Raw genomic sequence first — 23771 nt, 5'->3', positions numbered from 1 at the left:
GTAAACTTGTGAGTGCATATTAAAAATTTCAAATTAAAAAGTAAACTATTAAGTTTACTTTTTAATTTCTAGACAAAAAAAGCCGGCTAGGCCGGCTTAAACACTTGCTGTGTGAACCCCTCAATTAAAGTCTGGTAAAGTGATCAAGCTGATGGTGGATATCCTTAGCTGAGACAAGAATACTATTCCCCTCAAGCAAACCTCCATTTTCTAGGAATTGGTTAGTAGTGCCGCCAGCTTCCTGTACTAAGATCAAACCCGCTAAGCAGTCCCAAGAATTAATATGAGGTTCGTAATAGCCGATAAGACGACCCGCTGCGACATAAGCCAGCATAAGGGCACCTGAACCATTGCGAATAAACATACCGCCTTCGTCCAATAAACCTTGTAGGAAGTGCAAACAATGGCTCGAAGGTACGCGATGAGAAGTCCCCACTCCCATTACGCCAGCTTGGACAGAATCAATATTTAGCGCTTTGACTGCCTTGCCATTTACCTGACAACCAGCACCCGATAAGGCGGTAAAGAGCTCATCCGCATTAGGGTCATAAACCAAACCAAAAGCAATTTTATCTTGCTGCATCAGGGCAATAGAAATACACCAACTGGGCAATCCGTTCACAAAACAAGACGTACCATCAATCGGATCGACAACCCAAAGGTAGTCATTGTCTCCTTTTAATATGCCCTGCTCTTCACCTAAAAAATTATCCACTGGATAAGCTTCTTGTATTTGCTGAAGAATCACCTGTTCCACATTTTTATCAGCAATACTCACCACATCTTGCGGCTCTGCTTTGGTTTCAATCACCAATTCTTCACGTCGCTGAAAATAATCTAATGCCAACTCTCCAGCCACTTTGATGACGTTTTTTGCCAAATCAAAACGAGCAACAACTTCGGCACCTACCAAGTCTTTTTCTAAAAACATAACTCTGCTCCAACTTAATTCGCTTTAACCAGCACCAATCCTCGATCAGCAAAATTTATTTGCACATCAGAACCCGCAATCAAACCTTGCTTGAACTGATAATCCACCACAAACAAGCTGCCTAATTCACACTCAACATCGTATTGCATCTGATTTCCAAGATAGGTTGCATGGCGAATATTCCCTGTTATTCCAACTTGATTTCCCGCACTTGCCGTTAACTGGATAGCATCCGGTCGAATAGCAAGTTTGGCAGGCCCTAGACTAAACTCTCGCGCAGGAAGGTATTTCTGCAGACCTGCAATATCCACATTAACCCTGTCATTAGCCCGATCAAGAATCTCCACATCGACTAAATTCGCATCACCGATAAAGTCCGCAATAAAGCTTGAGTTAGGCTCCTCATATAAGGTTTTTGGGCTACCTTCTTGGGCTATGATTGATTTATTCATCACTATGATGCGATCAGAAACGGCCATAGCTTCTTCTTGATCATGGGTAACATAAACAGCGGTGAGACCGAGTTTTTGCTGCAACTCACGTATTTCTTCCCTTACTTGACGACGCAATTTTGCATCTAGATTAGATAAGGGTTCATCTAACAGTAGGACCTCTGGTTCTAGGACTAACGCCCTTGCCACAGCAACCCTTTGCTGCTGCCCACCAGAAAGCTCACTAGGTAAACGCTCTCCATATCCATGTAAACCAACAAGCGCTAAGGCATCTTCGCTTTTTGCATGGGCTTCTTGTTTATTGACGCCACTTGCCACTAGGCCATACGCCACATTTTGCACCACAGACATATGGGGAAATAAAGCATAGGATTGAAACACCATGCTGACATCCCTATCGGTGGCAGGCAGCTGGGTCACATCTTTGCCACTAATTAAAATCCGCCCTGCACTTGCATGCTCTAAGCCTGCAATCATGCGTAGCGTGGTCGTTTTACCGCAGCCACTTGGCCCTAAAAGGGTAACTAGATTACCCGGCTCAACTCGAAAAGAGACATCGTTAATCGCGGTAACATCACCATAGTTTTTAATGACATGGTCAAATACAACACTGCCTTTATCATGATTAGACTTCATTACTCAGCCTCCTTTAATTTCAATGGTGCATTGGAATTTTTCTTAATCGCATTTGAAAGTCGATTACTGCGTCTTAACTTACGCTCACCGACCAATAAATTGATTGCCAAGATCACACTTAACATAACCAGAATAAGCACACTGCAATAGGCAATCGCGATACCGAACTCGCCATTTTCCACTAGCCCAATAATGTAAGAAGTAGCCATATTGTGATCCGCGCTCACAAGGAAAATCACAGCACTAACAGAGGTAATTGCCCGCACAAAGCTATACGTCAGTGCAGCAATAATGGCAGGTCTAAGTAGAGGTAAGATGACATTTCTAAAGGTACTGAAACTGTTTGCACCTAATGTTAGCGAAGCTTCATCCAAACTTTTATCCAACTGACTCATGGCTGCTATCCCGCCACGCACACCCACAGGCATGTTTCTAAAAACAAAGCAGATGATCAGAATGACGCCTGTTCCCGTCAGTTCAAGAGGTGGCACATTAAAAGCGAGAATATAACTTATCCCGATAACAGTTCCCGGGATAGCAAAGCTCAACATGGTGCCGAATTCGAACCCTGACTTCCACTTAAAGGATTGACGAACCAAAAGGTAAGCGGTTAATAAGCCAACAGCAGCCGTTAAAGGCGCTGCTATGGCAGAGATGCTCAAGGTAGTCCAGAATGAATCCCATGCAGCACCTTGCCAAACAAGCCCTAACTCAGTCCAGTTTAAGGCAAAAGCATCTTCATAATGCTGCATAGTAAAGCTGTGATCATAGCCCCAGCTCTTCACAAAACCGCCAAACATTATCATGCCGTAAATGACTAAGGTGAGCAGAGCCCAAGGTAAGGCAATGCTGTAACAACTCATTTTTAGCATAGGGTTTAAGCCCATATGTGCACCTGAATCAGCTTTACCAGATACAGTGACATAGGACTTTTTACCTAACCAGATTCGCTGGGCGAAGAAGGCACTTAAGGTAAAGGCTAGTAATAAAATAGCGAGAACAGCCGCATAACCTTGGTCATTTTGCGCCCCTACAATGGCAAAGAAAATCTCTGTGGAAAGCACTTCAAAATTGCCCCCCAGAACCATAGGGTTTCCAAAGTCAGCCATACTTTCGATGAAGCTTAACAAGAATGCATTAGCCAGCCCTGGTCGCATCAAGGGTAAAGAGACATTTTTAAAGGTATTCCAGCGATCAGCTCTTAAGGTTTGAGACGCTTCTTCCATTGAAGGGCTCACCCCTTCTACGACACCGATCAAAACTAAGAAGGAAATAGGAGTGAATGAAAGTACTTGAGCAAAAAGCACCCCAGGTAAACCATATAACCAGCGGCTTGCTTCCAAGCCAAAGAGATCAGCAAAAAACTCTGTCACCACCCCAGAACGACCAAATAATAAAATGAGGGCCAAACCAATCACGAAAGGCGGAGTGATAATAGGCAATACAGTTAATAGCCTTAACTGCTTTTTCCAAATAAAGCCGGTACGGGTAACAATAAGTGCAAAGGCTAAACCTAAACCTGTGGTAATAGTGGCAGTCAGCAAGGCTAATGTCAGGGAGTTCCATGCAATACCGCAAGAAACAGAACGGGTGGTACAACCTAAGCCCCAGATTTTTTCATCAAAAAATTTATCGATAAAAGAAGCACTTGAGAAAGCACCTTGATTGTCCTGAAAGGCACTGATAAGCACTTGGCTCACCGGATAAAATACGAACACAGTCACAATAGCAATGATCAAACCTATGCTACTGGTGACAAAAACATCCCCTTTCATCACTCCCCGAGCCGCTAGCCCAGTCGTCAGTAGCATCAACATGGAAAGGCCATATAAAAGCGCCCCGTAACCCATTCCATATTGATTAAATTCCGAGTCTAAAAAGTAGTTCGCGAACAAGCTAAATTGCCAACCACTCACACCAATAGCAAAACCTTGTATAACCAAATAGGCCAAACCTAAACTGCCTGAGCAAATCAAATAACTAGCATACGCCCGATCTGACTTCTTCAAGGTTAAGGCTTTTAAGGGTAATAACAGACTAATCACCAAAGGCAACAACCACGCCTTATCAGTACTAAAAACCTGAATAAAGGCTGGGCTATAGTCTTCATCAAAAGGATAGCCATCGAACAGCCAGTCGAAGGCGAACAAGCCATCTTCGAGCAAGTACCAGGGCAATATAAAATAGCCAACCCAGCCCACAAGTAGCCATAAAACTAATGAATTTTTCACACTCTTCCCCACAAATTAAGTACCGATTAGACAAGGTGGCCCTCACCTAATCGGCCATACAAAGCCAGATCTAACGTGCTAAAGACTTAATTTCATCGTCCCAACGTTGTAATAAGTGACGACGAGTGGCGACTGAGCCGTATTTGGCAAAGTCATAATCAATCAGTTTTAGCTCATCAAAATTAGGGGCTTCAGCTGGGATACTTGAGGCTTGATTTGATGGCACTTGGAAAGCATTAACAGATTGAGCAAGAGATTGGATATCAGGCCTTAATGCAAACTCAGCCCACATTTTTGCCTCTTTAAGATGACGTGCGCCTTTGACTATACTCATAGACCCAACTTCGTAGCCGGTTCCTTCACATGGCGCGACAATTTTAAGAGGGAAGCCTTTTTTCACCTGCTTCATAATGTCATGCATAAAAACAATGCCTATGGCAGTTTCACCACGTGCAGCGGCCTTAATAGGGGCTGAACCTGATTTGGTATATTGGCTTACGTTTTTATGAAGCTCTGCAAGGTATTCAAAACTATCTTCTTCACCGAACAACTGCACAAAAGTCGCGAGCGCAGTATAGGCTGTACCAGAAGAGTTGGGGTTAGCAATTTGAACTTCCCCTTTATAAACAGGGTCAGCTAAGTCTTTCCAACACTGAGGGATAGGTAATCCCTTTTTCTTAATCAGGTTTTTGTTATAACCAAAACCTAGTGCGCCAGCATATATACCAACAGTTCGATTGTCAGACACTAGCGACTGGTTTTGTGCCCAAGCTAATAAGTTAGGGAGCTCTTTTGCACGATAAGCTTGGGTGAGATTTTCCTTTGCTGCTTGTAAGTGTGGGTCACCTGTTCCCCCCCACCAAACATCTATTTTTGGATTTTTCGATTCAGCTCTTAACTGGGCATAACCTTCCCCAGAGCTTTTTCGGATTAAAGAAACCTTAACACCGGTTTCTTGCTCAAAACGCGTTTCCATCAAACTACACCAATCGGTATCAGCCGAACAAAGTACGTTCAATTTTCCTTTCGCTAGAGCGCCTGTAGACGCAGACGTAGCGAGTAGTGCAATAGCCATACTTGTTATAAGTGGAGATTTTTTCATTTTTATATTTACTCCTAAGTCAGTTGCAAGGTTGTGCATACGTATGAACAACTCATTTCATACTACCGATAAAATTTCGTTTGTAAATATAAATTTCATTTTTAAATTTTTATGGAATATTCATTTCAAATATAAAATGACTGAATGAACGGCTACCCTTTAGATTGATCTTTGAAACCTAAGAAGCCAAGGTATCTCTTCGAATCAAGGTAACAGGCACGACTTGATACATGGGGCTAGAAGATGGTTCATCTAGCCTTTTGACTAAGTTATCAACCACAGCTTTAGAAACGAGTTTTGGACATTGCTTAATAGTCGTCAGTGCATAGGATTGATAACTTGCAAGGCGAATGTCATCAAAACCTATCAAGCTCATATCTTGAGGGATGGAAAGATGGAACTCTTTTCGGGCCGCATCCATGAAACCACAGGCAATATGATCCATACAGAAAAAGACCCCATCAGGTACCTCTTGCTTTGCCAGTAACTGACCCGCTAGCTGATAACCTCCCTCATAATCACTTGTTTCAGATTCCACCTCAGTGATATTTAAGGTCTTGATAGCAGAATGAGAGCTAACTTGCTGAATAAATCCTTTAGTGCGCATGAGACTTGAATAGCTACTGGCTTTTGCCCTTACGACCATGAGATTTTCACAACCAGATTGTATCAAGGATTTTGCAGCAAGTTCACCGCCGCCGACATTATCAATATTCACAATATCAACGCCTGACAGATTGCTTTCTTGATCGGCACGATTCACTAAAATCACAGGTACAGAACGGCTAACAAACTCTTGAACTATGCTTTCACTAGGTGATCCAGAGGTGATAACAACACCACTTAGCTGATATTGCATCAAGGCTTGTAATGAGGAATCGATACCTTGGTTATGGGTAACATCTATCACCATGGGACGAAAGCCTTGTCTTTGCACTTCAATCACGAGCTGATTTAAAAATTCAGATCGAAAGGGATCTTCTAAGCCCGCAGTCACTAAGCCAACCAAATCACTGCGCTGCTTTATCATGGTCTGTGCAGCCTTATTTACTTGATAACCAAGCTCTTTCGCCGCGGCAAAAACACGGTCACGTGTCGCGGCTGAAATCCGGCTTTTTTCATCAAAACTACGTGATACGGTTGATTGAGAAACCCCCGCTAATGCTGCGACATCTGCCGATGTCGCCTGTCGTTTATTCATCTTCTTCTCTTCAAGGATGTGAGCCTGCCATTCTATACAAAACACACAACATAATGACAGTTAGCATTTATTTTAAGCAAAAAAAAGGCCTACAAACGTAGGCCTAAAACACCAGACACTAACACAAGTGTTAGCCGTCAGAGGAAAAGTTATGACAGGTTAAGGGAAGGAAACAAGCTAGTCGCCCCTTCTTCTGCACCTGTCACCATGGCTCTTTGTGCCACAAAAAATTCACGTCCCATGCCTTGATGAGAAGCAGCAAGGTCATGTTTAGCTTGCTCACGATGAGCAAGGTTTTGACTATCAATTAATAAGCTTAGCTCACCTGTATTTGCATCAAGACGAACCATATCACCATCCTGAATACGACCAATCGCACCACCTGCTGCCGCTTCTGGTGTAAGGTGAATCGCTGCTGGTACCTTGCCTGATGCGCCGGACATACGACCATCAGTCACTAAGGCAACCTTGTAGCCTTGATCCTGAAGATTACCTAGATAAGGGGTTAATTTATGTAATTCAGGCATGCCAATCGCTTGAGGGCCTTGGAATCGAACAACCGCGACACAATCTCTTTTAAGCTCACCATTGATAATGGCATCTGCCAGTTCATGCTGACTGTGGAAAACAGCCGCTGGCGCTTCGATTACACGGTTTTCTTCTTTTACGGCTGATACTTTAATCACAGCTCGACCTAGATTACCGGTTAACAGAGATAAACCACCTTCCTTACTAAAAGGTGCTGTAATTGGCCTTACAACCTCTTCATCTAAACTATCTGGCGTACCATCACGCCATACGAGTTTGTCGTTATCTAGGAAAGGCTCTTTGGTGTAATGAGTTAAACCTTTACCCATGATGGTATTTACATCTTCATGAACCAAACCACCTGCAATCAGTTGTTTAACAAGGAAAGCCATGCCGCCTGCTGCATGGAAGTGGTTAATATCAGCAGGACCATTTGGATAAATACGAGTCAACAAAGGTACCACTTTACTAAGCTCTGCAAAGTCGTCCCAAGTGATGATAATGCCAGCAGCACGAGCATAGGCGACAATATGCATAGTGTGATTAGTTGAACCGCCTGTTGCTAACAAGCCAACAATTGAATTGACTATGCTACGTTCATCGACGATTTCATACATAGGGCGGTAATCACTGCCTAATGCTGTAATTTTTGTCGAAAGTTGAGCTGCATAAGTGGTTAGAGCGTCACGTAATGGATCAGTTGGGTTCACAAAAGACGAACCGGGTAACTGTAGGCCCATTAGCTCGACTAAAAGTTGGTTTGAGTTAGCAGTACCATAAAAAGTACAGGTACCCGCACTATGATAAGAAGCCGATTCTGCTTCTAACAGCTCATCACGGGTCGCTTCACCAATGGCAAATTTTTGTCTTACTGCCGCTTTTTGTGCGTTGGTAATACCAGAGTGCATAGGACCAGCAGGAATAAATAGGCTAGGTAAGTGGCCAAAGCGTAGTGCAGCCATCAAAAGACCAGGAACGATTTTGTCACAAATACCTAGGTAAACAGCGGCATCAAACATATTGTGAGAAAGTGCAATCGCTGCACCTTGTGCAATATTGTCACGGCTAAACAAACTCAGTTCCATGCCGTCTTGACCTTGAGTCACCCCATCACACATAGCGGGTACACCGCCTGCGACCTGAGCGACAGAACCCATGTCATGCACAGCTTGACGGATTTTATCCGGATAAACTTCATAAGGTTGATGCGCAGACAACATGTCATTATAAGAAGTAACAATACCGATATTGGCTTCATTCATCAGGGTTAGCTTTTGTTTGTCACCTGAATTACAGGCAGCAAAACCATGCGCTAAGTTACCACAAGATAATTTGCCTCTATGTGGCCCTTGAGCGCGAGCCTGCTCCATATCCTTGAGGTACTGAGCTCGTAATGTTTTACTGCGCTCTATAATGGTATTGGTAACTTTTAACACTGTGGGATTCATAAGGTCACTCTTCTTTGCTCACCCTAATAAAGAGGGATTGCCTGCTTAAATTCTCAATTTCGTAACTTTACTACAAAAAAATCATAATTTCTTTATTTTTTCAGAATAAAACTCTTATTTCTGTAATTAATTTACGAAAAGAATTTATAATTGTCACATTTAGCGTATAATATGCCCTATTGAGTATGCTTATTTGATGACAGTCGTCTTTAATTAAATAAATAAAACGACAAAATAAGTGGTTTTCGTCAGCTATTTGATAAAAATTGATTAAAATGTTGTATTTTTACATCAGAAATCAATAGAATTCGCACATATAGTTTTCGAAATCGAATTTATTTATAAATTTCACAACAAGTTTTAGAGGTGTGTATGACGATTAAAGTAGCCATCAATGGATACGGACGCATTGGGCGCAATATTTTACGAGCTCTATATGAGTCAGATAAACGAGATCAGATCCAAGTTGTTGCTATCAATGATCTAGGTGACTCTAAAATCAATGCTCATCTAACTAAATACGATACTGTACATGGTCGTTTTAACGCGAAAGTTGATTTCGATGCAGAAGCGCTTTACATCAACGATGATAAAATCCTAACGCTTTCAGAACGTGACCCAGCAAACCTACCTTGGAAAGAAATTGGGGTAGATGTGGTTTATGAATGTACTGGTTTCTTTGCAGAAAAAGTCAAAGCAAGTGCACACATTGAAGCTGGTGCAAAAAAAGTAATCATCTCTGCACCAGGTAAAAACGTTGACGCAACGGTTGTATACGGTGTTAACCAAGAGGTTTTAACCTCTGACATGACTGTTATTTCTAACGCATCTTGCACCACAAACTGCCTAGCACCTATCGCTAAACCACTTAACGACCAACTTGGTATTGAAAGTGGCTTGATGACAACAATTCACGCTTACACGAATGATCAGCGTCTATCTGATGTTTATCATGAAGACCTTTACCGTGCCCGTGCTGCAGCAATGAACATGATCCCAACTAAAACAGGCGCAGCAGCTGCGGTTGGCTTAGTTGTTCCTGAACTAGCAGGTAAATTTGATGGTATGGCGGTACGTGTACCTACTATCAATGTCTCTTTGGTTGACTTAACTTTCTTAGCGCCGCGTGAAACAACTGCTGAAGAAGTAAACCAGATCATTGCTGATGCCATTGCAAACGATGCAACTTTGGCTCAAGTATTAGCGGTTAACAATGAGCCTCTAGTATCTAGCGACTTTAACCACAGCACTTTCACTTCAAACTTTGATGCGACTCAGACACGTGTTCAAGGCAAGCTAGTGAAAGTGATGGCTTGGTATGATAACGAATGGGGCTTCTCTAACAGAATGTTGGATAACACCATTGCTTTGATGAATGCTAAGTAATTGGTTTAAGGGCTGCTGACGCAGCCCTTTCCCTATCTTATAACCCCCTCTTCTAATTTTTTATCTTGGTAATATTAATATGACTCGTAGAACAAAAATTGTCGCAACATTAGGTCCAGCTTCTAGCTCTCCAGAAATGATAGAGAAGCTGATTAATGCGGGCGCAAATGTTTTCCGCCTTAACTTCTCACACGGTCAACCAGAAGATCATATTAATCGCGCCAAAATCGTCCGTGAAATGGCGGCTAAGAATGGCAAACACGTTGCAATTCTAGGTGACTTACAAGGCCCTAAAATTCGTATTGCCCGCTTTAAAAATACGAAAGTTAACCTTAACGATGGTGACACTTTTGTTCTAGATGTAGGTTTTGATAAGAATAACGGTGATGAAACCCGTGTTGGTATTGATTACCCACAACTAGCAACCGACTCAGAACCTGGCAACATTTTATTGCTAGATGACGGTCGTGTAGTACTTGAAGTACTGGAAGTTAAAGGCCAAGAAGTTATTACTAAAGTTATTGTTGGTGGTCCATTATCAAACAATAAAGGTATCAACCGTCAAGGTGGTGGCTTATCTGCTGCAGCACTGACAGATAAAGACAAAGAAGATATCAAAACAGCAGCAGCACTTAAGGCAGATTACCTAGCGGTTTCTTTCCCACGTAGTGCAGAAGATATCGAAGAGGCACGCAGCCTAGCTAAAGCAGCAGGCCTTGAAACAGGCATAGTATCAAAAGTAGAACGCGCTGAAGCCGTTGCAGATAACGAAACACTAGACGCTATTATCCTAGCATCTGACGCGGTTATGGTTGCTCGTGGTGACCTTGGTGTTGAAATTGGTGATGCTGAGTTGATCGGTGTACAAAAACACATGATCAAGCGTTGTCGTCAATTGAACCGCCCTGTGATCACAGCGACCCAAATGATGGAAACCATGATCACAAGTGCTATGCCAACTCGTGCGGAAGTATTTGACGTTGCTAACGCCGTACTGGATGGAACAGATGCTGTGATGCTTTCTGCTGAAACAGCAGCAGGTGATTATCCAGAAGAAGTAATCCAAACCATGGTGCGCGTTTGTAAAGGTGCTGAGAAACAACCTGCAATCAACCGCTCTAAGCACCGTTTAGATGTTACTTTTACAAGCATTGACGAAACCATTGCCATGTCTGCTATGTATGCCGCTAACCACCTTGAAGGTGTGTCTGCCATCATAAGCTTGACTGAATCTGGCACAACACCATTATTGATGTCTCGTATCAGTTCTGGTCTACCTATTTATGCGCTTTCTCCTAATCAAGAAGCCCTTAACCGTGTTGCCCTTTATCGTGGTGTGACACCGATTGCCTTCCCTTCTAAGGAATACAATCGTGACAACCTAAACCAAGGTTTGGTTGACGCACTTAAGGCTCAAGGTTTAGTAAAAGATGGTGATCTAGTGATCTTAACCAAAGGCGACCACTTGGTGAGCTTTGGTACAACAAATGCGATGAAGATTGTTCGCATTGGTGACGTTCACTAAGCACAAGACGACGTTAGTTGTTATGATAAATAGCCCAGCTTGGTATCAAGCTGGGCTATTTTGCTTTTAAGAGCAGATACATGCCAAGTTTGGAGAACAAAGATGCAAAAGAAACAAGCGACTACTGGCGCAATTAAAAACATTGCCCTTGTTGCCCATGACAACATGAAGGGTGAATTAATTGACTGGGCCGATACCCACAAAGACAAGCTAGTAGGCCATAAACTGTTAGCAACTGGCACGACGGGAAACCTATTACAAAAACAACTTGGCGTTGCAGTAACCCCTTTAATCAGTGGCCCACTGGGCGGTGATCAGCAACTTGGCGGCATGATTGCAGAAGGTAAAATCGACATACTTATCTTCTTCTGGGACCCTTTTGAGCCGATGCCACATGACCCAGACATTAAAGCTTTACTGAGAGTCGCTGCGGTGTGGAATATCCCGATTGCCTGTAGTGTGAGCTCGGCTAACTTTTTAATCTCTTCACCTTTGCTTGCCGGTGAATATGACAGAGCAGTACCTGATTACGACGCTTATCTCGCCGCTCGAATTGATGACTAGCTTTTGATGATTTTTTAGCTGTACCTAGGTCATAGTAAATAGAGACAATGGCTGCATTGTCTCTATTTACTCGCTATTCACTATCGCGGCTCAATTTTAAATACACACCTAAGCCAGCGAGCAACCCCACCCCCGAAAACAACATCCAAACCCCATTCATCAGCTGCCCATTAGCAGGATTCAACACAGACTTGAACATAAGCAAAAGTGCTTCAATCGATACCGCAATGATGATAGCCGACATAAAGCGCATTATGGTCCGTCTTGTGGAGTTATAGTGGTTAATATCCTTACTCACCAGCACTTCCTCTTCTAATATGGTTTTACCTAAGTCGAAAATGGCTAAACCTAAGGTAATCATGACCACCACACTAAATGAGTTACTCGTTGTATCCTCTAATAGTGAAAACCCCTTCACTAACGACATAAAAGCAGCCGCTAGAAGCCACAAGGAAACGAGAATTAAAGAGCCACCTATCAAGCTATAAATAGCCTGAAACAGAGGGTGCATTCGATTCCTTAGTCCGTCTCCTAACAAATAAGACAATAAGCGCATCAAGCTAAAATTAATCACTAGGTAACCCATATCTTTGCCATCAGAGGAAATGACATGCTGTACAGAAGAAAGGGCTAATTGATGCGTCGCTGAAGACAGATAAGGCTGAGTTACCACCACTTTACTTTGGCTTTCTTGTGCTGCCAAAAAGTAGGGTCTGCGGCTACGGTCGCTGCCCTTACTAAAGGAGCGCCGCCCTCTTGCACTCACCATAGGGCTATACACTGTCTCTTGCTGCTGAATACCATTGGCATCCAAACAATAAATCAGCTCGACAAAAGGGTAAGCGCGGCTCAGCTGTGAAATCGTTTCTGCTTGAGACTTGGGCTCATTCAACAGAGCTTCACTATCTAAGCTAGTTAAAATAGAGGCCAATAGGTCGTGAATAACATCCTCATATGCACGATATTTATCTAAGGATCGAAAATAGTTCTGTGTTGTCATTTCGCTCTGCACTTTTGCTAAGTTATTAATTCTATTTGCAAAATATAAACATCATTTAAATAAATATTCAACATTCACTTTATTGATAATTAATTTTTTTATGAATCATACTTAAACTCCCTGTTTCTCTCGCTCACAAGCCCATAATCGGCTATATTAGCGCCGCAATATCCTTACACCTGAACCGCAGCCGGCATTCACTGTAATTTAGGTGTAAAAACAGCTCGACCGAACAATCTATCTATCACATATAAACGTTTCGACTCAGTGAATAGAACCCCCACCAGGTTGGAAACGTGCTATAGGAGAATTACTTTGCAAGCTAAAGTTGCCCTCATCATGGGATCAAAAAGTGACTGGCCTACTATGGAAGGCGCCGCTCAAATCATGGACCAGCTTCAGGTCCCATATCATGTGGAAGTTGTCTCAGCCCATAGAACACCAGTAAAACTGGCAGAATTCTCTGAACAAGCAGCAGACAAAGGTATTCAAGTTATTATCGGTGGCGCAGGTGGCGCAGCACATTTACCAGGCATGGTAGCAGCACATACTCACCTACCTGTTCTGGGTGTACCGGTACAAAGTAAAGCACTTAGTGGCATGGATAGTTTATTGTCTATCGCTCAAATGCCTAAAGGCGTTGCCGTTGGTACTTTGGCTATAGGGACAGCAGGTGCATTTAACGCAGGTCTTCTAGCTTGCCAAATCCTAGCTATTACAGATCCAGAGCTTACCGCTCGTATCCAAGCTTTCCGCGCTGAGCAAACAGACACAGTTCTTGCTAATCCAGACCCAAGGGAGGCCTAATGTCTAAGATATGGGTATTAGGTGCAGGGCAACTTGGCGCCATGCTTAAACAGGCTGCAAACCCGCTTGGACTTGACGTTGAAGCGGTTGATATTGAAAGCCAAGCGCAGCTTAGCTTAGCCGCTAATGACATTGTCACAGCAGAGAGAGAAGAGTGGCCTAGCACCACAGCGACTAACCAATTAGCAACACACGCTAACTTTGTTAATTTACAGACTTTTCCTCAGCTAGCTGACCGTTTAACGCAAAAGCAATTACTAGACAAACTTGAGCTATCCACAGCACCTTGGTTCCCGGTAACAGAAGAGACTAGTGCAGAACAACTACACCAGGATTTAGGTGAGCGCGTTTTGTTAAAACAACGCCGTGGTGGTTATGACGGTAAAGGTCAACACTGGCTAAAATCATCAGAACCTAGTCCAGTACCTAATGACTGGAAAGGCTGTGCGATCGCAGAACAAGGCATTGCATTTGATGAAGAAGTTTCTATTGTTGGTGTAAGAGGCAAGTCTGGTGAAACTTTTTTCTATCCTTTGACTCTGAACCTACATATTAACGGCATCTTGTATGCGTCTATCGCACCATTAAAACGCTTAGCACCATTACAAGCAAAAGCTGAAGAGATGCTAGCCAAGCTTATGAATGACTTGGATTATGTTGGTGTGATGGCAATGGAATGTTTCCGTGTTGGCGATCAACTTATGATTAATGAGTTAGCACCTAGAGTGCATAACAGCGGCCACTGGACTCAAGCTGGTGCAAGTGTCGACCAATTTGAAAACCATATGCGCGCGGTTGCGGGTTTACCTCTGGCACAAGCCCAGATAAAAAACCAAAGCATGATGGTTAATCTAATTGGTGTACCCGTTAATTATAATTGGTTGGCAATCTCAGGTTTAGAGCTATATTGGTATAAGAAGGAAGTACGAGTGGGCCGTAAAGTGGGCCATTTAAACTTCTGTAGTGGTGATAACGCTGCACTTAAAAAAGCACTAACAGAGCTTGAAGATTTACCAGCACCTTATGATAAAGCTTTAGCTTGGTTAAGCACGCATTTGTCATAGTATTGAGGTTGGGGCACTTTAATTAGTAATGTATAATATATGCTGATAACGTGCTCCCTTCTTTAGCCCTACCAAGCTTAAAGAAGTTTGGTAGGCAATTGTAAGTTCGCCGTAAAGAGAATAACTTTTTCACTATAGGACACTATTGGTCTTTATCTTTTACACTAAACCAGTAGAATCAAAAATAATGGAATAACTTATTGATTACAAAGCGAAGACAGTCACTTTGCTCAATATCTATAAGATGTTAGTTTAGGAGAGTACATGCAAGCTATAGAACTTGACCATTATGATTGGAGGCTTTTAAAGGCGCTGCAAAAGAACGCACGTCTATCAAATGTCGCCTTATCAGAAACTGTCAGCTTATCCCCATCTCAATGCTCTAGACGTTTACAGCGTCTTGAACAAAGCGGGTTGATCGAAAATTATATTACTCACTTAAACCCTAGTAGTCTTGGCTTTAATGTTATGGCTTTTGTAAATGTTACCTTAGACAAAAAAGGTGATAAAACGGCCATAGCCTTCCAAAATGAAGTCAATAAAATAGATAATATTTTGGAGTGTTACTCTGTTACAGGTGACACGGATTATCTATTAAGAGTTGTGAGTGCTGATCTTAAAAGTTTTTCTGATTTCATGATGGATAAACTTGTCTCTCTTTCTGGCGTTAGCCAAGTAAAATCAACTGTTATACTTGATCAAATCAAACATCAAACCGTACTACCTCTCCCTGCATAACAAAGATTTATATTCGCCATCATCCCATCTCGGTTTATGGCGATTACTCTCCTACTACACAGCCCAATAAAAGCCTATTTTTAGCACCTCATATTTGTTTATTTCGACATAGCGTCACTTGCTACTAAAAACGACCTCCATAGGTGAAAACAGATAAATTTACGTCGTTTTTGAACATTCCCATAAAAACCACTCAAAGCGAGAATTCACGCAGTCGCACACACGCTTTTAAAGCAACAAATTGACTCAAAAACAAACGGGTCAATATACAAATAATTACTATAATCGAGAGAAAGCGACGACGCTTTACACCTTTAATTTTGCTTGAACTCTAAGTCATTCAAGCCCCAATATTTAATGAGGAAGTCGCAATGGGTAATACAATAAAACTAACTGACATCACTAACCCTTCCCTCTCTCGAGAAGACGTAAAGGCGTTAATCGAAACTCGCAAGCCGAATTACAGTTTAGAAGCTCCCTTCTATAACTCTCAGGAGATTTTCGACTTAGACATGTCTGAGATATTCTGCAAAAGCTGGATTTTTGCAGGCCTGACATGTGAGATCCCTAAAACCGGTAATTATATGACCTTGGAAATAGGTCAAAACCCTATCTTTTTAGTGCGCGACAAAGAAGGCAAGATTCAAGGTTATCACAACACTTGCCGTCACCGTGGCCACAAGGTGGTTCTTGGTGATTCAGGTAAAGTCGCTAAGCTTGTTTGCCCATACCACCAATGGACATATGAACTAGATGGACAACTTCTTTTTGCTAACTCTATGGAGCAAACAGAAGGGTTTGAGAAAAAAGAATTCAGCCTACACCCAATTTCAGTCGAAGTTCTGCAAGGTTATATTTTTGTTAACTTGGCAGAAGATCCAGAACCATTTGGTGCATTTGCTGAAAAAGCGCAGGCACACATTGGTATTCATGACTTAGAAAATGCAAAAGTTGCAGTTGAAAGCCACATCATGGAAGACGCTAACTGGAAGCTGGTTGTTGAGAATAACCGTGAGTGTTACCACTGTAATGGTTCTCACCCTGAACTATTAAACTCTTTGATTGAGTTTGATGACACCACAGACCCAAGAGCGACAGATGAATTTAAAGCCCTATGTGCTGAAAAAGAAGCAAAATGGGAAAAGCTTGGTGTTCCTTATAAGCACATTGAAGAAGGCCTAAGAAACCGTATCGTCCGTATGCCATTACTAAACGGCGTAGTGTCTATGACAATGGATGGCAAACGTGCTTGTAGCAAACTACTTGGTAACATTCCAGATGAAGATATGGGCGCAATGCGTTTCTTGCACCTACCTAACTCTTGGAACCACTTCCAAGGTGACCACCTGATTACCTTTAGAGTATTGCCTTTGGGACCACAAAAAACCTTAGTGACAACTAAGTGGATTGTTCACAAAGATGCTGTGGAAGGGGTTGATTATGATGTGGAGCGTATGCGCCATGTTTGGGATCAAACCAACCAACAAGACAGAGATCTTGCTGAACGCTCACAAGAAGGCATCAACTCTATTGCCTATCAGCCTGGTCCATATCATCCAACTTATGAGTTTGGTGTTATCAACTTTATTGATTGGTACGCAGATCAGCTTGCTAAAGACCTATAACAATCGCCTAGTAGACATAGCTCTTTAGCAAAAGACTAGAACAACTAAGTAGATTAAAAAAACCGGAACCATTATGAATGGCTCCGGTTTTTTTATTCAACCAAAGATTTTATTCAACTGCATCATAAGCGGCTATATCCCACTCTTCCGCTTGAGCTGCTCGCAACCATTCTTGCATAGCAGGTAGTACAAACATGGCCTCAGACCAAGCCTCAAACTCATAACTAACAAATAGACCGTAGTTTCTAATACGCCACATAACAGGCGCATACATGGCATCAACAATTGAAAAGGCACCACACAAAAATGGCCCTTCACTTCGACTTGCCGACAACACCTCATCCGCTTGATAAAACTTTTTCCATAGTGCCGCTAATCGAGAGATATCCTTCAAACTCTCCGTATTAGCATTCACCTTAGTTTGACGACGACAATTCATCGGAAACTGGCTTCTTAATCCCATAAAGCCAGAGTGCATCTCCGCAGAGGCAGAACGCGCCAATGCTCGCCAAGCTTTAGCTTCTGGCCATAAATTAGCTTCAGGGTAGGTATCAGCTAACACCTCCATAATTGCCATTGAATCCCAGACAATTTGATTATCAATCTTTAGAATAGGCACACTTGCTGGTATTGCCTCTTGCTTAGCAAAATCTGTTAATGATGTATCGTGATAAAAAGGGAAAATGGTTTCCTCAAAAGCCAATCCTGCCACCTTCATAGCCAGCCAAGGCCTTAAAGACCAAGAAGAGTAATTCTTATAAGCAATAAACAATTCCATTTAACAAACCCCTTTATAAAATTTGTGGTTAAGTAAAGTCTCATGCTAGGCTGAAAAACTATGATATAAAAGCGAATAATACCGAACACATCATTCGTAAAAAGCGAAATATAGGCATTCATAATGACACCCAAACAAGTACGCAGCCTTTTAACTGTAATTCAATATGGCAGCATTAATCAGGCTTCTAAGGTTCTGCACTTAGCGCCATCAAGCATTTCTGCCCAGTTAAAAGAGTTGGCAATTGAATTGGGGATCGATCTATTTGAAACTAAAGGGAGAAACATCCAGCTAACTCAGGCAGGCCAGTCTTTATTACCTAGTTTTCAGGCGTTTTGTGCTCAAGAGTTCCAAATAAAGCAACTAGCACAAACCTATCAAACAGGCCTAAAAGGCAGTATCAGAGTTTTCGCCCCAAGTTCTTTATGTATTTACCGATTACCTGCAATTATCGAAAAGTTACAGACAAGTGAACCAGAGCTTGAAGTTATATTGATTCATGAACCCTATGATTATGAGACGGCTCTGAGGCAAGCAGACATTGACGCAGCACTTATCATGACAGAGGCTTCTAACCTTAGCAAAGTACAAAAAGATTGGTCTTCAAACTTACACTTTGAAGAAGAAGTCATTTATGTGGCGCATCCTGAATACCTAGCGACTCACAAGTCGTTCACCTTAGAAGAACTCAACCAATACCCTCTTATTACAACAGAAGAAGCCTGTAGTTATCGAAAGTCTGCAGATAAGCATTTTAATGAAACAGGTTTAACACTATCGCCAAGGCAAAGCTTTTCAAATGTTGAGGTGATAAAACGCTGCTTAATTGGCAAAATGGGCGTTGGCTTATTACCCAAATGCGTTGTCTCTGAAGAAATCAGCCAAGGTCGTTTAATACAGGTTCCAGTTACGGGTACACCTTATCGATTTCAGTCTCATATCATTTCCTTAAAAACACCTCTTTCAAATAAGCGCTTAGAAAAACTGATTAGCCTAATATAGTTAAAACAATTAGCTAAGTGCTTGCTTTAAATTAGTAATAACTAACATTTACTTTTTACATACCACATGTTTTAAAGCCTTGATCATTTCTCTGGCAAAAGGTTTAATGTGCGTTTTTTAGCCATCACATTAAATAAAAATAACATTCTCGCTTTTTAAATGAACCAGACTCACTTTGTTTTTGTTCAAAAATCACACTAAAAGCAGGCTAATGAAGTAAAAATCGATAAAAGAAGCGAATTTTCCATCTTTTATGATGAGCAAGATAGGAAGACTTATTCTTTTTTTGCATCAAGCAGTTACAATTTTTAGTACAAACAAAAATTAAATACCCTAAAATAGCGCCACAAATTAACTTCCTATTTTTGCGGCCTATAACCGCCTCTTAGGCTCCCTTACAATCACAGGAATCATAATGTCAATTTTGAAGCGACTCACGATCAAACAACAGCTTGTTTTTGGATTAGCTTTACTTATTTCTATTGTTATTGCTCTGGGTTCATTTTCCTTTTACCAAATGTCTAATTTAAGCCATTTGACTGAAGAAGTATTTGATCACCCTTTCACAGTGACGCGATCTTCATTAACAGCTGAAGTTGAATTAACACAACTAGAATTACTGGTAGAGAAAAATCGACATGCTCTGGTTCAAACGCAAGAGTCAAAAGATAAGATTCATCACTTAGAAGACCTCATCATGAAAGACCTTAAACTGGTCCAAGAAAGAGCCAAGGGTGATGAGGTGCAAAGACAAATCAAAAGCAGTATTGAGCATTTCGAAGACTGGATTGAATTAGAAGAAGAGATTCTAGCAATAAAGGACTTATCAACTGATACTGCTCAAAATCAAATAGATTTAGCCGAAAAAAAACTACACGACCTTGATAAAGAGTTAGAAAGAATCATCACCTTCTCAGTACATAACGCTGAAGTCTATCGTGAAAGAGCAGGCCAAACTCGCGAAAACGCCATCACAACAGGCATAATCATTGTCGCTTTTGCCGTTTCGTTTGGCGTTTTAATTGCCATTGTTTTACTTAACAACATACTGCGTCCACTGAATATGCTAACTAACAGCATTACGCGTATCGAAACAGAATCAGACTTAACAGCAAGGGTCAGCATCAATAATAAAACTGAAATTGCTCAAACTGCTGATGCGATTAACGGCATGTTAGGTAAATTTCAGAATAGCCTACATCAAGTATCTGATGTGGTACTACAGCTTTCTGCAACCTCACAGCAAACTTCTGCTATTACAGAGCAAACCACAGCAGCAGTAAGAGATCAGTCTGATAAAACACAATTACTAGCAACTGCTTCTCATCAGATGAGCCAGTCGATTAAAGATGTCGCACATAATGCAAACTCAGCATCTGCATCAACGGTAGATATCAATAGCCGCACTCAGCAGGGCCTTGAAGCCATGCAAGACACAATTGAAGAGATCGGCGTTTTATCGAAAAATGTTGGTGAAGCGGGTGTGGTGATTGCTCAAGTAGAAAAGAACAGTGAGGAAATTGGCTCTATTCTAGATGTGATTCAAGGGATTGCCGAACAAACCAACCTACTAGCTTTAAACGCAGCGATAGAAGCTGCACGCGCTGGTGAACAAGGTCGTGGTTTTGCCGTTGTCGCAGACGAAGTACGTAACCTTGCCAGCAAAACCCAATCGTCTACTGAAGAAATCAATCAGATGATTTTAAAGCTGCAAACAGATTCTAGAGAAGCGGTATCTGTTATGGAACAAAGCCAATCAACGGCAGGCTTAGCAACTGACAAAGCAAAAACAACCAGTGATATCTTGATGGGAATTAACAGTGCAATTCACGACATTAACGAGCAAAATTCTTTAATTGCCAGCTCTACCGAAGAGCAAAGTGCTGTGACCGATGATATTTATCAGAATGTTAATCAGATCAGTGAGATGACAAAGCAAACAAACATAGGGGCTGAGCAAACCAAAGAAGCCAGCTTAAACCTAAACCAGTTAGCGCACGAACTGAAAGACCTTATCAAACAGTTCAAAGTCTCTTAATTAATAAGATCAATCATAAAAAAGGCAGATGCATCGCATCTGCCTTTTTTACATCTCTTGCTCCGTGCTAAATAAAATTCATCGCATTAATTTCAATAAAGCCCTCACTCAACTGGCTTACTCAGAACACTGTTGGAGATATAACGGCTAAATGCCTGTAATAAAATGGCATACCTTTGTGCTTCAATATGACCTTCACTTGGCATCAAATAGGTAGCATTCACTTCTAGTTGCAAAGTCGGCACACCTCTTTTACTGGCAAATTTAGCAATTGTCTGCTGCTTGCTGGCACTAAAGCGGTTATACGAAATACTAAAAATGCCTTCTTTGGCTAAGGTGTCAATCAGATCCGTGACTAATGCTTCCTGTCCTAACAAAGACTCACCATTCATGGTACCTATATCAAGATCATAGGAGCGCATTGGATTACTACCATGAATATCTAGTACTAACACAGGGTTAACCTGCTCTATTAGGCCAGCAAGTTCACGCTTAAACTCATTATCATCAAGGTAATTTGGATCAGTGCCATTTTCATAATTAGCATAAATAACATGGGCACCAACAAGTTCAGCTAATGCAATTGCATAAGCGGCTGTTGCGCCGCCATCTGAAAAACGATACTTACCATTACGAAATGGCCTCACTGAGTGTGGTGCAGTAATAATGATTGGCTGGGTACCAGGGACAATTTTGACGCTTTCTTCCCCTGGTGGCATAGGTACGCCTTGCCTGTCATTCAATTGCTTTTCAATAGCGATAGAAGAGCGCACTAACTTAGGCTCAATAATGGCAGCTGAATAGCTTTCAAAATAAGGGATTTGGTTCGCCTGAGGAGCCTCATTACTTTGTGTTTGAGGATGACTACAAGCCGTTAAGGATAAGCTGGCAATCATTAATAGCAGTTTATATTTAAGAGATGGGTTTGACATGGTCACTTCCTGTATTCCTGTCTAAGTTATCTAACTTGCACGTTATCACATTCATCATTAAGTGAGAAAGTGCTTCAAATTTCATTCAGCAATTAACCTGTTTCAACTAATAAAATTGACTCGTCTTTATATTGCAATAAATGCAACACTATAATGAGAATATATCAATATACACAAAACAAAGCTTTCTGTAGAGTGAGCTCCATATTGAGGAAAAGTGATTTTCCCCAAGACAAAACATTTACCATTTTTTTAAATTTTTAGGATAGTTTCATGTCTAACAACTATTTCAATACTTTGCCGCTACGCGAGCAATTAGAGCAATTAGCAAAATGTCGTTTCATGTCTATGGACGAGTTCAGTGATGGCGTTGAAGCCCTTAAAGGCAAAAAAATGGTCGTTATCGGCTGTGGTGCACAAGGTCTAGCACAGGGTCTTAACCTACGTGATAGTGGCTGTGATGTTGCTTATGCTCTACGTCCTGCTGCAATTGCTGAAAAACGTCAGTCTTGGAAAAATGCAACTGAGAACGGTTTTGTTGTTGGTACTTATGAAGACCTTATCCCAACTGCAGACGTAGTTCTTAACCTAACACCAGATAAGCAACACACTCCTGTTGTAAATGCTGTAATGCCTCTTATGAAAGAAGGCGCTTGTCTTTCTTACTCTCACGGTTTCAACATTGTTGAAGAAGGCATGCAAATCCGTGACGACCTAACAGTAATCATGGTTGCACCTAAGTGCCCAGGTTCTGAAGTTCGTAACGAATATGTTCGTGGTTTTGGTGTTCCAACACTAATTGCTGTACACGAAGACAATGATCCTAAAGGTGAAGGTCTTGCACTAGCGAAAGCTTACGCTGTAGGTACTGGTGGTCATAAAGCTGGTGTTCTTATGTCTTCTTTCATTGCCGAAGTTAAATCTGACCTTATGGGTGAGCAAACTATCCTTTGTGGTATGTTGCAAACTGGTTCTATCCTTTGCTTCGACAAAATGGTTGAAGAAGGTGTTGACGCAGGCTACGCATCTAAACTTGTACAATACGGCTGGGAAGTTGTTACTGAAGCGCTTAAATACGGCGGCGTAACTAACATGCTAGATCGTCTTTCTAACCCAGCTAAGATCAAAGCATTTGATCTTTCTGAAGAGTTGAAAGTCATCATGCGCCCTCTATACAACAAGCACCAAGATGACATCATCAACGGTACTTTCTCTCGCGTTATGATGGAAGATTGGGCTAATGATGACGTTAACCTACTAGGCTGGCGTGCAGAGACTGCTGAAACTAACTTCGAAAAAACACCAGCAGGCGATGTTGAAATCACTGAACAAGAGTTCTTCGACAATGGCATCTTGATGGTTGCTATGGTTAAAGCGGGTGTTGAGCTTGCTTTCGAAACTATGACAGCTGCTGGTATCGTTGCTGACTCTGCTTACTACGAGTCTCTACACGAAACACCACTTATCGCTAACACTATTGCGCGTAAGAAGCTTTACGAAATGAACGCAACTATCTCTGATACTGCAGAATACGGTTGTTACCTATACAACCACGCTTGCCTACCTCTTCTTGCTGACTTCATGAAAGACATCAAGACTGACGTAATTGGTCGTGGTCTAGAATCAAGCGAAACGGGTGTTGATAACGCTCGTTTGATCGAAGTAAACAAAGCACTTCGTTCACACCCAGTTGAAGCTATCGGTGATGTTCTACGTGGCCACATGGCTGACATGAAAAAAATCGTTTAATCGGTTTCTTTAAGTTGACTAGTCCTGATATAGG

The 23771-nt window shown here is 41.8% G+C and carries 19 protein-coding genes; 10 read left to right on the top strand and 9 right to left on the bottom strand.

The window, feature by feature from the left end:
- Positions 1-124: 124 nt before the first annotated feature.
- From OA91_RS05305 to edd, 6 genes are all read right to left on the bottom strand, one after another.
- The gene (locus tag OA91_RS05305) at positions 125-931 is read right to left on the bottom strand and encodes an inositol monophosphatase family protein (RefSeq protein WP_063336628.1); all 807 of its coding nucleotides are present in this window, start codon (positions 929-931) and stop codon (positions 125-127) included.
- A 14-nt stretch (positions 932-945) separates the two neighbouring features.
- Complete coding sequence (locus tag OA91_RS05300) at positions 946-2019, bottom strand: ABC transporter ATP-binding protein (RefSeq protein ID WP_063336627.1); 1074 nt, start codon at positions 2017-2019, stop codon at positions 946-948.
- Positions 2019-4250 (bottom strand): ABC transporter permease, encoded by a 2232-nt coding sequence (locus OA91_RS05295; protein ID WP_157203758.1) that lies wholly within the window; start codon positions 4248-4250, stop codon positions 2019-2021. Before OA91_RS05295 ends, OA91_RS05300 begins: the two co-directional genes overlap by 1 nt.
- Before the next feature lie 70 nt (positions 4251-4320).
- A complete protein-coding gene (locus OA91_RS05290; protein WP_063336625.1) occupies positions 4321-5352 on the bottom strand; it encodes an ABC transporter substrate-binding protein in 1032 nt (343 codons plus the stop codon).
- A 178-nt stretch (positions 5353-5530) separates the two neighbouring features.
- On the bottom strand, positions 5531-6553 hold the full coding sequence (locus tag OA91_RS05285; protein ID WP_063336624.1) for a LacI family DNA-binding transcriptional regulator: 1023 nt from the start codon (positions 6551-6553) through the stop codon (positions 5531-5533).
- A gap of 149 nt (positions 6554-6702) precedes the next feature.
- Entirely contained in the window at positions 6703-8529 is a 1827-nt protein-coding gene (edd, locus tag OA91_RS05280) for a phosphogluconate dehydratase (protein WP_046017612.1), read from the bottom strand.
- A 372-nt stretch (positions 8530-8901) separates the two neighbouring features.
- Here edd and gap point away from each other — a divergent pair, with 372 nt between their 5' ends.
- The 3 genes from gap to OA91_RS05265 all read left to right on the top strand — a co-directional run bounded on the left by gap (position 8902) and on the right by OA91_RS05265 (position 12004).
- A complete protein-coding gene (gene gap / locus OA91_RS05275) occupies positions 8902-9915 on the top strand; it encodes a type I glyceraldehyde-3-phosphate dehydrogenase (protein WP_063336623.1) in 1014 nt (337 codons plus the stop codon).
- Between the two features lie 79 nt (positions 9916-9994).
- Positions 9995-11440 carry a pyruvate kinase gene (gene pyk, locus OA91_RS05270; RefSeq protein WP_046017614.1) on the top strand — a complete coding sequence of 482 codons (1446 nt, stop codon included), beginning with the start codon at positions 9995-9997 and terminating at the stop codon, positions 11438-11440.
- Between the two features lie 102 nt (positions 11441-11542).
- A complete protein-coding gene (locus tag OA91_RS05265) occupies positions 11543-12004 on the top strand; it encodes a methylglyoxal synthase (RefSeq protein WP_046017615.1) in 462 nt (153 codons plus the stop codon).
- Positions 12005-12077: 73 nt separating this feature from the next.
- Here OA91_RS05265 and OA91_RS05260 read toward each other — a convergent pair whose 3' ends face one another.
- A complete protein-coding gene (locus tag OA91_RS05260; RefSeq protein ID WP_046017616.1) occupies positions 12078-13004 on the bottom strand; it encodes a hypothetical protein in 927 nt (308 codons plus the stop codon).
- Between the two features lie 315 nt (positions 13005-13319).
- On the opposite strand from OA91_RS05260, the gene purE reads away from it, so the two are divergent.
- The 4 genes from purE (at position 13320) to OA91_RS05240 (ending at position 17238) form a co-directional block, all read left to right on the top strand.
- Entirely contained in the window at positions 13320-13811 is a 492-nt protein-coding gene (purE, locus tag OA91_RS05255) for a 5-(carboxyamino)imidazole ribonucleotide mutase (protein WP_009832776.1), read from the top strand.
- A complete protein-coding gene (gene purK / locus OA91_RS05250; RefSeq protein WP_063336622.1) occupies positions 13811-14875 on the top strand; it encodes a 5-(carboxyamino)imidazole ribonucleotide synthase in 1065 nt (354 codons plus the stop codon). Before purE ends, purK begins: the two co-directional genes overlap by 1 nt.
- A gap of 264 nt (positions 14876-15139) precedes the next feature.
- Positions 15140-15613 (top strand): Lrp/AsnC family transcriptional regulator, encoded by a 474-nt coding sequence (locus OA91_RS05245; RefSeq protein ID WP_046017618.1) that lies wholly within the window; start codon positions 15140-15142, stop codon positions 15611-15613.
- A gap of 371 nt (positions 15614-15984) precedes the next feature.
- Positions 15985-17238 carry an aromatic ring-hydroxylating oxygenase subunit alpha gene (locus OA91_RS05240; protein ID WP_046017619.1) on the top strand — a complete coding sequence of 418 codons (1254 nt, stop codon included), beginning with the start codon at positions 15985-15987 and terminating at the stop codon, positions 17236-17238.
- Between the two features lie 109 nt (positions 17239-17347).
- Here the strand turns inward: OA91_RS05240 and OA91_RS05235 are convergent, their stop codons facing one another.
- Positions 17348-18016, bottom strand: a complete 669-nt coding sequence (locus OA91_RS05235) for a glutathione S-transferase (RefSeq protein ID WP_063336621.1) — start codon at positions 18014-18016, stop codon at positions 17348-17350.
- A 123-nt stretch (positions 18017-18139) separates the two neighbouring features.
- On the opposite strand from OA91_RS05235, the gene OA91_RS05230 reads away from it, so the two are divergent.
- Positions 18140-19018, top strand: coding sequence for a LysR family transcriptional regulator (locus OA91_RS05230; protein WP_063336620.1), 879 nt, complete (start codon positions 18140-18142; stop codon positions 19016-19018).
- Between the two features lie 415 nt (positions 19019-19433).
- Complete coding sequence (locus OA91_RS05225; protein ID WP_063336619.1) at positions 19434-21056, top strand: methyl-accepting chemotaxis protein; 1623 nt, start codon at positions 19434-19436, stop codon at positions 21054-21056.
- A 104-nt stretch (positions 21057-21160) separates the two neighbouring features.
- On the opposite strand, the gene OA91_RS05220 is transcribed toward OA91_RS05225, so the two are convergent.
- Positions 21161-21988, bottom strand: a complete 828-nt coding sequence (locus tag OA91_RS05220) for a hypothetical protein (RefSeq protein ID WP_063336618.1) — start codon at positions 21986-21988, stop codon at positions 21161-21163.
- A 273-nt stretch (positions 21989-22261) separates the two neighbouring features.
- Between OA91_RS05220 and ilvC the strand changes: the two genes are divergently transcribed.
- Positions 22262-23737 (top strand): ketol-acid reductoisomerase, encoded by a 1476-nt coding sequence (ilvC, locus tag OA91_RS05215; protein ID WP_046017623.1) that lies wholly within the window; start codon positions 22262-22264, stop codon positions 23735-23737.
- Positions 23738-23771 lie beyond the last annotated feature (34 nt).

Origin of the sequence: Marinomonas sp. SBI8L, from assembly GCF_001624705.1 — a bacterium.
In the GTDB taxonomy this organism is placed as follows: domain Bacteria; phylum Pseudomonadota; class Gammaproteobacteria; order Pseudomonadales; family Marinomonadaceae; genus Marinomonas.
This window is presented reverse-complemented; position numbering and strand designations above follow the sequence as displayed.